Raw genomic sequence first — 14,958 nt, 5'->3', positions numbered from 1 at the left:
AAATTTATGACTCTTCCCCCTACTAGGAGTTAGAGCTCAAGGAATTTGATAATTTGTGATGGGTATCGCTCAAAGCCAACAAAGCTATGATCACCGCCCTGCTCAACCGTTTGCAAAGAGCCTGTGAATTTCTCTACTGCTTGGTTGAAATCGAGCACTTCATCTTCTGTCTGCTGCAACAACCAAAAATCCTGAGGACGTTGAATTTGAGGCGTATCTATCGCCAGTAGCTCATCGATGTGTTTAGACTCTAACAGATAATTTTCGTTTGTATACGGGTTAAACTGCTCCCCTAAATAATTGACAAACAACTCGTAAGGCTTAACCGCAGGGTTAACCACCACCGCTTTAAAGCCAAACTGATGATTTAGCCACATAGACATATATCCGCCCAATGAGCTACCGATTAAGCCTATGCGATAATCATCTTTATGCTTTGACACAATCTCGAGCAGATGGTTTGCCGCCATTTCAGGGAAACAAGGCAATTGAGGAACCAACACTTTGATGTCTGGCCTATGCTTTTCGCAGTACTCTCTCATCACATTTGCTTTGTGTGAAAGTGGAGAGCTGTTAAAGCCATGAATATAAAGCAGCAGTGATGGTTTCATATAGTACCTAGTAATATCAGTTATGGCTTAATAGCCGGCCGAATTAAAGTCAGGTTGAAAGCTTCCTTGGGGTAAACGCTTAACAACAGTGTCAACACTACCATCTTGTTTCAATACCAGCTCTCGCCAGCCAGGGGACAGCGTATCGAGAGCAAAATCATCGGAATCAGGCTTGAACTGAACACATGTAGAAGGCGTTGCCATAACACGCACACCGTTGCGAATCACATTCATATCCTGATGAACATGGCCACACAAAACAGCATTTACATTATTGTACTTATCAACGACTTGCCAGAAATCCTGTGAATCTTTTAACGAATGCTGATCCAGCCACGCACTACCGACTAAAATGGGGTGGTGGTGTAAAAGTATTAACGTATGGCGCTCAGCATATTCAGTCAATTTTTGTTCTAGCATGGTTAACTGCTGATCACTTAAGCGTCCGTGAGGTACGCCTACGACCTGAGAATCGAGCATAACCATTTGCCAATGCTCACCCAGTAAAACGTGCTCAACCTGTTGAATTTGTTGAGATGGGATCACCGACGTCATATTCGGTTTATAGTCGTGGTTTCCTGGTAGCCAAAAGCAAGGCTTCTCAAGTGGTACTATGCCTTTTTCAAAACGTTGATATGATACTTCACTGTGATCTTGAGAGATATCTCCCGTCGCTAAAACAGCATCATACGAACAGTTCTCTTCCAGCACTGCATCCACTACAGCCTTAAAGCTGTCACCTGTGTTAACGCTTAACAAGCAGCCATCTGTTGCTTCAAACAGATGGGTATCTGTAATTTGGAGCAGCTTAATACTGCCATCTGATGAGCTTGAACTTACTTTCAAAATTACAAACCTAAATATTGATCGGTGTCCGGCTAATACCGTGCCGTAGACAAAATGTTAACCAATCGCCCAAAAAACGGTTCAGTTGTGCTTTTTCATCTTGTTGAACCATCTTGTCGTTTGGGTATTCGTAGCGTGCCTTGACGCGTTTTAAGTGGTCGCATTCACATACTTCTGCAACACGAGCATCGTGGTAGAGCCTGACAGACATTCTTGGCAATGGAAATACCGGAATTTCATCACTTTGACAGATATCGACCAAAGTTGTGTACTTTGTGACTTCACCCACGTGAATCTGATACGTCATTTTAGCGGCTTGATAGCAGCGAACATCACCGACACTCGCATTATTCGGAATGAGAGCGTTCAATTTTGCATAGTTCGTTTCGTATGTACGCATCAACTCTGCCAAGTCGACATGATACGGCTTTCTTTCTGCTACTTTTGCCATTCGCTTCTTAAACGTTGATGGTTTAACTCCAACCATTGTAGAGCAATAATCGACGCACCGTTTTCAAACGTGCCATCTACAACCCATTCATAAGCTTGCTCACGACTCACAACATGGACCCGAATATCTTCGCCTTCATGGTCTAATCCATGAACACCATGCGCGGTTGTTGCATCTACCTTACCAACATAGACATCCAGTTTTTCCGAGCAACCTCCAGCAGATGGATAATAAGAAGTCACTTTTTCGATATCTGCGACGCTTATCCCGGCCTCTTCTACTGCTTCTCGGCGCACCACATCTTCAGCCACTTCGCCTTTATCGATAATGCCTGCGACAATTTCCATCTGCCAAGGGTTTTCATGCTCGAGGCAGCCAACACGAATTTGTTCAACAATCACGACTTGATCTGTCACAGGGTCATAAGGCAATAGAGCAGCTGCATGACCACGGTCAAACATCTCTCTTTCTATCGTTTGGCTCCATCCACCTTCAAACAATTTATGTTTGAAGCGGTATTTCACCATACTAAAGAAGCCCTTAAACAGCGTCTCTTTTGAAAGGACTTCCACATCTTTGGGCGTAAACTTGCTTTCTTGATTGTCAGATAGTTGCATTTGGCACCTCTCGAATGAAGCTTATAGTTTACTCAGACAGAACCTTTACTTCCAAGGATATGGCTCAACTTTTTATATAATTTTTATATCTTAAGTTAAATAAAGAGGATTTTTATTGCACAACCGGTCAATTAGATGTAAGAATTTGCAAAGTTTTGCATGAATTAACATCACTTTGAGTTAAACTCTTACACAATTACCGTTTCATAATTGGCAGGATAAGAACCTATGAAGAAACTGCTTCCACTAATGATTTGCACCGCGCTAGGTAGTAGCGCAGCTTATGCAGATACTCTGGCAGAAATTTATAACCAAGCAAAAGAAAATGACCCTACGCTTTTAAGTGCTGCTGCACAGCGTGATGCTGCCTTTGAAGCAATCAACTCAAGTCGGTCAACTTTACTGCCTCAAATTAGTTTGAACGCAGGTTACAACCTAAACCGCAGTGACATGGATGCGCGAGACAGCGATAAGCTCACTGCCGGGGTGAACTTCTCGCAAGAACTGTACAAACGCACAAGCTGGATATCGTTGGATATTTCTGAAAAGAGCGCTCGTCAGCAAGATGCTGCGTATGCCGCTGCTCAGCAATCACTTATCTTGCGAGTTTCTCAGGCATACTTTGAAGTCCTTCGTGCACAAGACAACCTCGTTTTTGTACGAGCAGAGAAAGCCGCGGTTGGTCGCCAATTAGAACAAACCAAGCAACGTTTTGAAGTTGGTCTTTCTGCAATTACTGACGTACATGATGCGCAAGCTCAATACGATGCGGTGCTAGCCGATGAAGTATTGGCACGTAATGATCTCAATAATAGTTATGAAGGATTGCGTGAAATCACAGGCCAAGAGCACTCGTCTCTTGATATCCTAGATACGAAACGTTTCTCAGCGAGCAAACCAAATACACCTGTTTCTCAGCTACTTGAAGATGCGCAACAGAAAAACCTGAGCCTTCTATCAGCACGTATTTCCCAAGATATTGCAAAAGAGCAGATTACCTTAGCGAGTTCTGGTCACCTGCCTACTCTGTCGTTAGATGGTGGTTACAACTACACTGACGAAAGTAATGACAATACGACAAACTACGATGCATCAGATTTTAGCGTAGGCGTTAACCTTGCTGTACCTCTGTACACTGGTGGCAACATTACGTCGCAAACCAAGCAAGCAGAATTTAACTATGTGTCTGCAAGCCAAAATCTTGAGGCAGCTTACCGTAATGTTGTAAAAGATGTACGCGCATTTAACAACAACATTAGTGCGTCAATTGGTGCGCTTCGAGCGTATGAGCAAACTGTTGTATCGGCGCGTTCAGCGTTAGAAGCAACAGAAGCTGGATTTGATGTCGGTACTCGTACTATTGTTGATGTGTTGGATTCAACCCGTCGTCTATATGATGCGAATAAGAGCCTATCTAACGCCCGTTATGATTATATCCTAAGTGTTCTGCAACTTCGTCAAGCTGTCGGTACGCTAAGCGAGCAAGATATTCTAGACATCGACGCTGGATTAAAATCTGCGAGTTAATCCTAGCTGATTTAATGTAAAAAATTAAAAAAGGCTTGCCAGTTTTGGCAAGCCTTTGTTTTTTTTAAGAATCATGTTAGTCAGCAAGACAAACAACTCTTCAGATAGTGAGTGACTAATACACTCGCTGAACTTCTACATTTTTTTCAGTCAGTCGTTCCACGCTGTCATTCGTTTTCAATGCCAACTCAATATCCACAGGTAGATCGGGATTTATCTCAAATTGCCATACAAACGCGACTTCCCACTGATTTGGGCTATGCGTACGCAGATCAAGATATTCACCGTGAATCATCCAACTACGGCCATCCTGGCGAATCAAAACGCTCTGCACGTCCATATCGACCGGCAAAACTTGTGTCGACTCAATGTATAAGGAGCCATGCAGTTGTGTATCCTGTAGCTCACCAATAGTGGGCATCATATTGATCCACAGATGGCTACTGAGCGTTGATTGTGTAGACTCAACAACGCTTTGTGGATTGCGCCCTTCAGCGGCTTGATCACTAGAACAACCACCTAAAAGACCGATACTTAGTACACCCACCAATAATCTCATTTTCATCGACGCTACCTTTGTGCTAGCCACTCTTTCAATACTTTGATGTCGTGTTGATACTCGTTTTTAATCTCTTCGACCCAATCGTCTATATTTTCCCACCATGCAGGTAAATCTGGAGACTGTGCTTTTTGAGCCACACTCTGAATATGCTTGAGACCGACCGACCCTGCGGCACCTTTTATCTTATGCGCTTCGGAGACAATGCCATCTTGATGCTTAGCGACCATATTAGAATCCAACACATTAATGTACGAAGGCATCATCTCTTCGAACATCTCAATACTCTCAATAACGGGCTTAGTCCCGACAATATCGACATAAGAGTGAAGCATATCTAGGTCAAGTAAACGGGAATATATGTCGTTACTTTCCTGGACTTCGGTCGGTTTATCTGCTGATTGAACTGGCAAGCTATTCTCTCCTTGAGTAAATTGCGTTATCACATCCTGAACGTCGGTAACCGACAGAGGCTTACTAATGGCTGCATCCATGCCTTTCTCTAAATACTCTCCTTTGTTTTTTAGTACATTCGCCGTAAGCGCGACCAATGGAGGTAAATCTTTGTAAGTTTTTCTAAAAAACTCTGCGACATCAAAGCCCGTCATATCGGGTAGTTGGATATCGAGAAACACGAGATCGTAAAGCTCAGGGTCAAACATCTCGATAGCTTCTTCACCAGTCATCGCGACCGACACTTCATGTCCCATACTTTCAAGTAGTGAACGGGCAACCGTTATATTGAGTTCAATATCTTCTACCATAAAAATATTAAGCTCAGGTTGCTTTTGAGGAACGGATTTTTCTGCTTCTGGAACTTCCGCCAGAGGCACTCGGATCGTCACGGTAAACGTACTTCCGAAGCCTTCTTCACTCACAACGGTAATGTCACCGTCCATTAGATTAATCAATTGCTTAGAAACGGACAAGCCGATGCCTGTACCAACAGCATGAAGGTTGTCTTTGCCAGACTTAACCTGATAGTACATGGCAAAAATTTTACTCAGTTCTGATTCTGGAATACCAATGCCGCTGTCTTCTACTTCGATTGTAATGTTAGCAACGTCTTCTTCCACATCAGCACTGACAGACATCACTACACCACCTTCTTTGGTAAATTTCATCGCGTTACTGATCAAATTCCAAAGCACTTGGCGCAAACGAGTCGCATCCACTTCAATGACTGAAGGTAGATCACTCAATCTTTCTAGATCAAAGCGTAAGCCTTTTTGAGAAGCCATCAACGCGGCAATACTCTCTATCTCGCTGACGAACTGCTCAAAGTTCAGCACCGACGGGTACAACTCCAACTTACGACGATCAAATTTATCCATATCGATAATGTCGTTAAAGATGTTACCGAGCGTGATCGCACTGACATTAATCGTCTGCATATGGTGACGCTGCTCTTCGGTCAACTGAGTATCTAGCAGCATCCGACTCAAACCAACAATACCGTTGAGTGGCGTTCGTAGCTCATGGCTGATGGTAGAGATAAAAGTCGTTTTGTCTCGGCTCGCTTTTTCTAGCGATTCTTCATGGCGTTTACGCTCGGTAATATCACGACCAAAGCCCACTAATCCCAAATGACGACCATCCTTGCTATAGAACGGGACTTTGCGGAGTTCAAAGTAGTTTTTTCGTCCATCAGGGTAATGCAGCCATTGCTCATACGTTAACGTCTGATTATCAGTAAATACCTTCTGGTCTGTCTCTACAATTTGCTGTGCTTCTTCTTTGCTGTAGACATCCCACGGAGTTAAGCCAACCAGCTGATTCTCTTTTTTACCTGTTAACTCTTCCATCGCACGGTTACAGCCAGAGAAAATACCTTCTGCATTCCGATAGTAGATTAAGTCAGGAGACGCATCGATAAATGAGCGTAATAGTGCCGTTCGCTCCGCGAGTTCAACCTGAGTACGCTCACGCTGATAGACTTCGTTTTCGAGGTCTTTCATTGCTTCTTCTCTGGCTTCCTCTGCTTTAATTCGCTCTTCAATTTCTTGATTAAGCTTGGAGATATTTTTTTGTAGCTGCAGATTTAACTCTTGATCTCGTGAACGCATATCCTTGAGTTTAGACACCAGCTTGGTCAGACGTTGGCGTGACTCTTCCAATTGATCCACAACCACGGAAAGGAAATAAACGGCCCAAGGGGTAATAAGTAGGCCAAAGAAGACTGAGCGGACAATATCGATATCATCCACATGCCCTGTTAATACAAGTGTTACTCCAACTTGTACAACGACAGCAAGTGCCACTAAAGCTAATGCTAGCAAGATAGAAAAACGCAAAATACCAAGTTTAACAAGGAGATCAACGTAATACTGGGCGAGGTTTTTGATCGGCTTCATCAAGCGCTCCATGCGGTAACAAAATAATATAGCGTTCTGAATAAGTAACGAGATGGATATGCCTTGCCAACCCTAAACAACGTACTGGAAACGAGGAACATTTAGGTACTCAAATAAGGCGATGTCATTGATGGGGCAAGCAGTCAATTTGAAATGATAATAAAGAATGAACGCATATCATCACTTACACAGAAACAGACTAATGTTACCTGTTTTAACCCTATACTGCTAAAAGAATCCCTTCTCTTCAGAATGGTAATTATTGGATGTGTGATACACACATATTCCATGTAAGCCAGCACAAGCTTTTTAGGTCAAATTCAACCTTTACGTCTACGGAAGAACGAACTAAAAACACCATTAATTCAGGGTATTGAGAATGGGTTTTTCGTAGACAAATGGCTGATTGATCGACGAGCCTTGTGCGCCATCCTTGCTTAAAGAACGTCCAATTTCCGTCATCGCTAACCAGCGGTTTTCACACCACAAAGGAGCCAGTAATGTGGGTCTTCGCGCAGCAGATGATACTCGGTGGAAGATAATCTCCGGTGGGGTCATTCGTATCATCTCACTCGCGATAGATACATACTCTTCTAGCTCCTGCACTTCAAGCCTGCCCGCTTTCCAGGCTTTAGCCAATGTGCTCCCCTCGACAATATGCAGACCATGGAGCTTGATTCCATCTGTGCCAACATCGAGCACTTTCTGCAAAGTTTCAATATTGTCTAGGCGGCTTTCTTTAGGTAATCCGACTATCAAGTGAGTACAGACTTTAATACCCAAAGAGCGCGCCTTCTTGGTCATGTCAGCATAACATTCAAAGTCATGACCGCGATTTATACGTTTTAACGTCTGGTTGTTCGATGTTTGTAATCCCAGCTCCAGCCAGATCTCATATCCCTTGTTCACATAGTCAGCAAGTAAATCCAATACAGCGTCGGGAACACAATCAGGGCGCGTTCCTACACATAATCCAACAATATCTGCCGATTTTAGTGCTTCTTCATACATACTTTTCAGCACCTGAACCTCAGCATAAGTGTTGGTGTATGCTTGAAAATAAGCGAGATAACGCTTTGCTCGATTCACTTCTCCAGCACGTTCTTTTAGTTGTTCATGGATGCTTTGAACCCGAGCTTCTTCATCGGCAAATGACGCGACATTACAGAAAGTACATCCACCTCGCCCAATCGTCCCATCACGGTTTGGACAGCTAAAACCACCGTGGAGTGTCAGCTTATGCACCTTTTCTCCATAGCGACGCTGTAGATCCTGACCAATTGTATTCACCAACTCATGTAACTGCATACGTCTCTCAAACCTCAAAACATCGAGAATGAATCTCATTGCTATGCATGTAATTTAATTACAGCACTGAAAATATAGGAGGAAGAAAGGTATCGATTTCAAACAGATGAAAAGTTATGCAAAGTCAATAAACATGCATAAAACACCGTACCAAACACGAATGTTAATCAAAAGTTAAACATATTAATTAGTTTATAACCAAAAAAATGTAAATATCAGTACGAATTTTGATTGCATTCAAAGCTGACAAAATTGTAGGATATTTTCAGGTTTTAGTGTTTTTTGTGTTTTAAATTACATAATCGATAACTAAAACTTCGGTGATATTCCGATCCCACCTATATAAATCACTAGTTAGTGATACAAAAAACACGGATATCACCAAGGATTGTTTATCTCGCAATATTTTTCCTGCGAGAGGCGGAATGGAATCAAAGTCGCCAACCTAGGATGACTTGGAATCATAAAAATAAAGGACAGGTCGTAAAAGCGAGTTTCGACACGCATTTTCGTGCCTTTAAACTGGAAGGATGTATCTATGGTAGATAGAGAGCAAAAAGCCCAAGGTCTTTACACTCCTGAGCTGGAGCACGACGCTTGTGGTATCGGTTTTGTTGCTCACCTTAAAAACCGTAAATCTCACGAAGTAGTAACCCAAGCACTCGACATGCTAGCGCGTATGGAACACCGCGGCGGTCAAGGCTGTGACCCATGTAGTGGTGACGGCGCAGGTATCTTGCTACAAAAACCTCACGAATTTCTTTTGGAAGAAGCGGTTAAACTGGGTATTAAACTGCCTTCTTTCGAAAAATACGGTGTCGGCGTGGTGTTGTTCCCGAAAGACGAACACAAACGCGCGCAATGCCGTGACATTCTAGAACGCAACGCAAAACGTCTTGACCTAGAAGTTCTGGGTTACCGTGAACTGCCAACAGACAACTCAATGATCGGTGCTGACCCATTAAGCACAGAACCGCAATTCGAACACGTATTTGTCTCTGGTGGTCCAAGCACAACACCTGAAGAGTTGGAACGTAAGCTTTACGTACTACGTAACTACACGGTGCGCGTTTGTTTAGAAAGCGTCTCAAACATTGGTGATGATTTTTACATCAACTCAATGTCATACAAGACGCTGGTTTACAAAGGTCAGCTAACGACAGAGCAAGTACCGCAATACTTCCTAGACTTACAGAATCCAACGATGGTGACAGCGCTCGCTCTGGTACACTCTCGTTTCTCTACCAATACATTCCCTAAATGGCGCTTGGCACAGCCTTTCCGTTACATTGCCCACAACGGTGAAATCAACACGGTTCGCGGTAACTTGAACTGGATGAAAGCGCGCGAAGCGATCATTCAATCGGATCTGTTTACTCAAGCAGAGATCGATATGCTGCTGCCAATTTGTCAAGAAGGCAGCTCAGATTCATCGAACTTCGATATGGCGTTAGAACTGTTGGTTCTTTCAGGCCGTACACTGCCGCACGCGCTAATGATGTTGATCCCTGAAGCGTGGCAAGAAAACAAAAACATGGATCCAAAGCGTCGCGCGTTCTACCAATACCACGCGAACATCATGGAACCATGGGATGGCCCGGCTTCGGTTTGTTTCACCGATGGTGTTCAAGTTGGCGCAACGCTTGACCGTAACGGTTTACGCCCTTCACGCTACACAGTGACCAAAGATGACTTCTTGGTAATGGCATCAGAGTCTGGCGTTGTAGAAATCGCACCTGAGAACGTCGAGTTCCGTGGTCGTCTACAACCAGGTCGTATCTTCGTCGCTGACCTAGAACAAGGTCGTATCATCTCTGATGAAGAAGTGAAAGACAGCATCGCGACGGCGCAACCATACGAAAAATGGGTGGAAGAAAACCTACTCAGTCTGAACAAACTGCCTGCCGCAGACAGCGTACACAGCCAGCCAAACCCTGAGCGTGTTCTTCACCGCCAACAAGCGTTTGGTATCACGTCTGAAGAAGTGAACGAGATCATCGTCCCGATGGCCAACGACGGCAAAGAGCCGCTAACGGCAATGGGTGCAGACTGGCCACTGGCTGTGCTTTCACACCAATCTCAGCATCTTTCCAACTACTTTAAACAGCTGTTTGCTCAGGTAACCAACCCACCAATCGACCCGATTCGTGAGCGCATGGTTATGTCACTGAACACTTACATTGGTAAGGATCAGAACCTGCTAGCAGAGTCACCTATTCACTGTCGTAAGGTCGAACTGGAATCACCAGTTATCTCGAACTCTGAACTAGAGAAACTGCGTGCGATTGATAACGAACACCTACAAGCGAAAACGCTTGATATCGTATTCCAAGCCAGCGAAGACGAAGGCAAACTAGAGCGCGCTCTAAAACGCATTTGCCAATACGCAGAAGACGCAGTGGTTGACGGTTACTCAATCATCGTCCTCACCGACCGTGCGGTTAACTCAAACCACGCTGCGATTCCAGCAATGCTAGCGGTTGGCGCAGTTCACCACCACTTGATCCGCAAAGGCTTACGTGCGAAATGTGGCATCGTGGTTGAAACCGGTGACGCGCGTGAAACACACCACTTTGCAACGCTTGTAGGCTATGGCGCGAACGCGGTTAACCCGTACATGGTTATCGAAACCATCATCGATCTACAGCGTAAGAAGAAACTAGATTCAGATGCGGATCCGCGCGATCTGTTCAACAACTACCGTAAAGCCGTCAACGGTGGCCTGTTGAAGATCTTCTCTAAGATGGGTATCTCGACACTTCAGTCTTACCACGGTGCACAAATCTTTGAAGCATTGGGGATCAGCAAATCAGTCGTTGAGAAATACTTCACCGGTACGGTTTCGCGTATCCAAGGTCTGACGCTAGACGATATCGCCAAAGAAGTGCTTATCCGTCACCGTGTGGGTTATCCGACACGTGAAATCCCAGTTCAGATTCTGGATGTGGGCGGTGTTTACCAATGGAAACAACGTGGTGAACGTCACCTGTTCAACCCAGAAACGATTTCTCTGCTACAACAGTCAACGCGTAACAAAGATTACTCTCAGTTTAAGCAATACGCTGAAGCAGTAGATAAGCAAGGTGACAAAGCGGTCACACTACGCAGCCAGCTTGAATTTGTGAAAAATCCAGCAGGCAGCGTTCCGCTATCTGAAGTTGAGCCAGTCGAGAGCATCGTTAAACGTTTTGCAACGGGTGCAATGTCATTTGGTTCTATTTCCCACGAAGCACACTCTACCCTAGCCGTCGCGATGAACCGCTTAGGCGCAAAATCAAACTCAGGTGAAGGTGGCGAAGACCCAACTCGTTTCGAACGTAAAGAGAACGGCGATTGGGAACGCTCAGCGATTAAACAGGTGGCCTCAGGTCGTTTCGGCGTAACCTCATACTACCTAACCAACGCAGACGAGCTACAGATCAAGATGGCTCAAGGCGCGAAGCCGGGCGAAGGCGGTCAGCTACCGGGTGATAAAGTCGATGACTGGATCGGCGCAACGCGTCACTCGACTCCGGGCGTCGGACTTATTTCTCCACCGCCGCACCACGATATCTACTCAATCGAAGATTTGGCGCAGCTGATCTACGATTTGAAGAACGCTAACCGCGCAGGCCGCGTTAACGTGAAACTGGTATCGGAAGCGGGTGTCGGTACTATCGCATCGGGTGTTGCGAAAGCAAAAGCAGATGTGGTGCTTATCGCCGGTTTTGACGGTGGTACTGGTGCATCGCCAATGTCTTCAATCCGCCACACTGGTCTTCCGTGGGAGCTGGGTCTGGCAGAAACTCACCAAACGCTCCTGAAGAACGGTCTACGTAACCGTATCGTGGTTCAAGCAGATGGTCAGATGAAGACGCCGCGCGACTTAGCCGTTGCAACGCTACTCGGTGCTGAAGAATGGGGCGTCGCAACCGCAGCCTTAGTGGTTGAAGGTTGTATCATGATGCGTAAGTGTCATAAGAACACCTGTCCTGTTGGTATCGCAACACAGAACAAGACACTACGTGAGCGTTTTGACGGCCGCGTAGAAGATGTCGTGACTTTCTTCCAATACATGGCGGAAGGCCTGCGTGAAATCATGGCTGAGCTAGGTTTCCGCACTATCGACGAAATGGTTGGCCAAGGTCAGAAACTGAAAGTTCGCCAAAACATCGGCCACTGGAAGTACAAGAACCTCGACCTGACACCTGTTCTACACGTTGAGCAAGCTCGCGAGCTAGACGGTGTGTACAACCAGACTCAACAAAACCACAACCTAGAACAAGTGCTAGACCGTCAGTTGATTCAAGCAGCGATCCCTGCTCTTGAGAAAGGTGAAGCGGTGAATGCAGCGTTCCCAATCATCAACACTGACCGTTCAGCGGGCACTATGCTATCGAACGAAATTTCGAAAGTGTACAAAGACCAAGGTCTACCACAGCCTATGAACGTCAAGTTCACCGGTTCTGCTGGTCAGTCTTTCGGTGCTTTCCTAGCGAAAGGCGTGAAGTTTGAAGTAGAAGGCGACGCGAACGACTACTGGGGTAAAGGTCTGTCAGGCGGTACTTTGGTACTGTACCCAGACTCGAACTCAAGCATCATCGCAGAAGACAACATCGTGGTTGGTAACGTGTGTTTCTACGGCGCGACCTCAGGTGAGTCTTACATTCGTGGTATGGCGGGTGAACGTTTCTGTGTTCGTAACTCAGGTGCGAAAGTCGTGGTTGAAGGTATCGGCGACCACGGTTGTGAATACATGACTGGCGGTGTGGCGGTGATCCTAGGTTCAACCGGCCGCAACTTTGCTGCAGGTATGAGTGGCGGTGTCGCATACGTTTGGGATAAGTCGGGTGACTTTGAATCCAAACTGAATGACGAACTGGTCGACCTAGACCCAATCGAACAGGAAGACAAAGATCTACTACTTGATATGCTAACTAAGCATGTCGAATTCACAGGAAGTGAAGTTGCTCAATCGTTCCTTGATAACTTTGAAGAGAGCTTGCAAAGCTTGGTGAAAGTCATGCCACGTGATTACAAAGCTGTCCTTCAAAAACGCAAGGCAGAAGCAGCGCAACAACAAGAAGCGGAGGCAGTGTAATGGGTAAGCCTACTGGATTTTTAGAGCACGGTCGTGAGTTACCACAAAAGATCGACCCGGCTGAACGTATCAAGAACAACAAAGAGTTCGTTCTTAACGAAGAGTTTGGTAACAAGATCAATACACAGGCCTCACGTTGTATGGATTGTGGCGTGCCGTTTTGTCATAACGGCTGTCCAATCGGCAACATCATTCCAGAATTCAACGATGCGGTTTACCGCGACAGCTGGGAAGAAGCTTGGAACATTCTAAGTACCACCAACAACTTCCCAGAGTTTACGGGTCGCGTGTGCCCTGCTCCGTGTGAAAGCGCGTGTGTTTTGGGTATCAACCAAGACCCAATCACGATCTGTAATATCGAGAAAACCATCGTTGAAACCGCTTACCGTGAAGGTTATGCGAAGCCGAAAACGCCACGTTCTCGTACGGGAAAAACCGTCGCGATTATCGGCAGTGGCCCTGCTGGCCTAGCGGCGGCAGAGCAGCTAAACAGCGCGGGTCACCACGTGACAGTATTTGAGCGTGATGAAAAAGTCGGTGGTCTGCTGCGTTTTGGTATTCCAGACTTCAAATTGAGCATGGAAGTAATCGACCGCAAGATTAACCTAATGGCAGAAGCGGGTGTTGAGTTTAAAGTCAACCAGCACATCGGTGTTGACGTGAATGCGCAACAACTGCGTCAAGAGTTCGATGTCGTGCTACTGACTGGTGGTTCAACCGTACCTCGCGATCTACCAGTCCCAGGTCGTGAACTGAACGGCGTTTACTTTGCGATGCAGTTCCTGGCACAAAACAACCGCCGCGCCAACAACATGGACCTGAAAGGTGAAGAGATTCACGCTGCGGGTAAACATGTTGTGGTTATCGGTGGTGGTGATACCGGTTCTGACTGTGTGGGTACATCAAATCGTCACGGCGCGGCGAGTGTTACGCAAGTTGAGATCATGCCGATCCCACCAGAGCAACGCCCTGCCAATATGCCTTGGCCACAATACCCGATGATCCTTCGCACTTCGACGTCTCATGAAGAAGGTGTTGATCGTCATTGGAATATCCTGACTAAAGAGTTTATCGGTAACGATAAAGGCGAAGTAACGGGTCTGCGTATTGCGGATATCGTATGGGAAGAAGCAAAACCGGGTGAGCGTCCTAACTTCAAAGAAGTAGAAGGCAGCGAGCGCGTTATCCCATGTGACATGGCTTTCCTAGCGATGGGCTTCCTACACCCAGAGCCAACTGGCGTACTTGCTCAATTGGATATTGCCTTGGATGAGCGCGGCAACGTGGCAACTCAAGACTTCCAAACTAACCAAGCAGGTGTATTTGCCGCAGGTGATATGCGCACCGGTCAATCTTTGGTTGTGCGTTGTATCAATGAAGGTCGTGAGTGCGCGCGCTCGATCGATGAGTACCTAATGGGTAACACTAACCTGGAAGCTAAAGCAGATTCGCTTATGCTATCAGCTTAATACCCGTATCACCCGGAATCACACAACCCCGTATGATTCTGGGTGATGTTATATAAATAATCATTCCTTCCAAACTTTTTCATTTGGCCAGCACAATACGCTGGCCTTTTTTGTTTATCTGGTGATGAAAGTTTTC

10 protein-coding genes are annotated in these 14,958 nt (G+C 45.7%); 3 read left to right on the top strand and 7 right to left on the bottom strand.

Translation table 11 applies throughout. From position 1 onward, the window contains the following. Positions 1-29: 29 nt before the first annotated feature. The 4 genes from yqiA to nudF are packed head-to-tail and all read right to left on the bottom strand — an operon-like array spanning position 30 to position 2,525. Entirely contained in the window at positions 30-611 is a 582-nt protein-coding gene (gene yqiA, locus NP165_RS02695; protein ID WP_257084801.1) for an esterase YqiA, read from the bottom strand. Between the two features lie 27 nt (positions 612-638). Next, positions 639-1,457, bottom strand: a complete 819-nt coding sequence (gene cpdA / locus NP165_RS02690; RefSeq protein ID WP_257084800.1) for a 3',5'-cyclic-AMP phosphodiesterase — start codon at positions 1,455-1,457, stop codon at positions 639-641. A gap of 10 nt (positions 1,458-1,467) precedes the next feature. Beyond that, on the bottom strand, positions 1,468-1,908 hold the full coding sequence (locus NP165_RS02685) for a DUF1249 family protein (protein ID WP_257084799.1): 441 nt from the start codon (positions 1,906-1,908) through the stop codon (positions 1,468-1,470). Then, positions 1,896-2,525, bottom strand: coding sequence for an ADP-ribose diphosphatase (gene nudF, locus NP165_RS02680; RefSeq protein WP_257084798.1), 630 nt, complete (start codon positions 2,523-2,525; stop codon positions 1,896-1,898). Before nudF ends, NP165_RS02685 begins: the two co-directional genes overlap by 13 nt. Before the next feature lie 228 nt (positions 2,526-2,753). On the opposite strand from nudF, the gene tolC reads away from it, so the two are divergent. Beyond that, a complete protein-coding gene (gene tolC / locus NP165_RS02675; protein ID WP_257084797.1) occupies positions 2,754-4,052 on the top strand; it encodes an outer membrane channel protein TolC in 1,299 nt (432 codons plus the stop codon). A 115-nt stretch (positions 4,053-4,167) separates the two neighbouring features. Here the strand turns inward: tolC and NP165_RS02670 are convergent, their stop codons facing one another. The 3 genes from NP165_RS02670 to mnmL form a co-directional block, all read right to left on the bottom strand. After that, on the bottom strand, positions 4,168-4,617 hold the full coding sequence (locus NP165_RS02670; RefSeq protein ID WP_257084796.1) for a hypothetical protein: 450 nt from the start codon (positions 4,615-4,617) through the stop codon (positions 4,168-4,170). A gap of 5 nt (positions 4,618-4,622) precedes the next feature. Continuing rightward, entirely contained in the window at positions 4,623-6,965 is a 2,343-nt protein-coding gene (arcB, locus tag NP165_RS02665; RefSeq protein ID WP_257084795.1) for an aerobic respiration two-component sensor histidine kinase ArcB, read from the bottom strand. Between the two features lie 360 nt (positions 6,966-7,325). Next, positions 7,326-8,273: a tRNA modification radical SAM protein MnmL/YtqA gene (gene mnmL, locus NP165_RS02660; RefSeq protein ID WP_257084794.1), complete on the bottom strand. Its 948-nt coding sequence runs from the start codon at positions 8,271-8,273 to the stop codon at positions 7,326-7,328. A 538-nt stretch (positions 8,274-8,811) separates the two neighbouring features. Here mnmL and gltB point away from each other — a divergent pair. Together gltB and NP165_RS02650 are read left to right on the top strand one after the other, a co-directional pair. Further along, entirely contained in the window at positions 8,812-13,353 is a 4,542-nt protein-coding gene (gene gltB, locus NP165_RS02655) for a glutamate synthase large subunit (RefSeq protein ID WP_257084793.1), read from the top strand. Beyond that, positions 13,353-14,822 (top strand): glutamate synthase subunit beta, encoded by a 1,470-nt coding sequence (locus NP165_RS02650; RefSeq protein WP_257084792.1) that lies wholly within the window; start codon positions 13,353-13,355, stop codon positions 14,820-14,822. The genes gltB and NP165_RS02650 overlap by 1 nt, the downstream gene beginning before the upstream one ends. Positions 14,823-14,958 lie beyond the last annotated feature (136 nt).

The sequence above is a fragment of the Vibrio japonicus genome (assembly GCF_024582835.1).
Classification (GTDB): domain Bacteria; phylum Pseudomonadota; class Gammaproteobacteria; order Enterobacterales; family Vibrionaceae; genus Vibrio; species Vibrio japonicus.
The sequence above is the reverse complement of the archived record's forward strand: the minus strand, read 5'-3'. Positions and strand labels throughout refer to the sequence as shown.

Bases quoted from the DNA above. Each gene is read 5' to 3' on its own strand.
- mnmL (WP_257084794.1), bottom strand. From the start codon at position 8,273: ATGCAGTTACATGAGTTGGTGAATACAATTGGTCAGGATCTACAGCGT.
- NP165_RS02670 (WP_257084796.1), bottom strand. From the start codon at position 4,617: ATGAAAATGAGATTATTGGTGGGTGTACTAAGTATCGGTCTTTTAGGT.
- gltB (WP_257084793.1), top strand. From the start codon at position 8,812: ATGGTAGATAGAGAGCAAAAAGCCCAAGGTCTTTACACTCCTGAGCTG.
- arcB (WP_257084795.1), bottom strand. From the start codon at position 6,965: ATGAAGCCGATCAAAAACCTCGCCCAGTATTACGTTGATCTCCTTGTT.
- NP165_RS02650 (WP_257084792.1), top strand. From the start codon at position 13,353: ATGGGTAAGCCTACTGGATTTTTAGAGCACGGTCGTGAGTTACCACAA.
- nudF (WP_257084798.1), bottom strand. From the start codon at position 2,525: ATGCAACTATCTGACAATCAAGAAAGCAAGTTTACGCCCAAAGATGTG.
- tolC (WP_257084797.1), top strand. From the start codon at position 2,754: ATGAAGAAACTGCTTCCACTAATGATTTGCACCGCGCTAGGTAGTAGC.
- yqiA (WP_257084801.1), bottom strand. From the start codon at position 611: ATGAAACCATCACTGCTGCTTTATATTCATGGCTTTAACAGCTCTCCA.
- NP165_RS02685 (WP_257084799.1), bottom strand. From the start codon at position 1,908: ATGGCAAAAGTAGCAGAAAGAAAGCCGTATCATGTCGACTTGGCAGAG.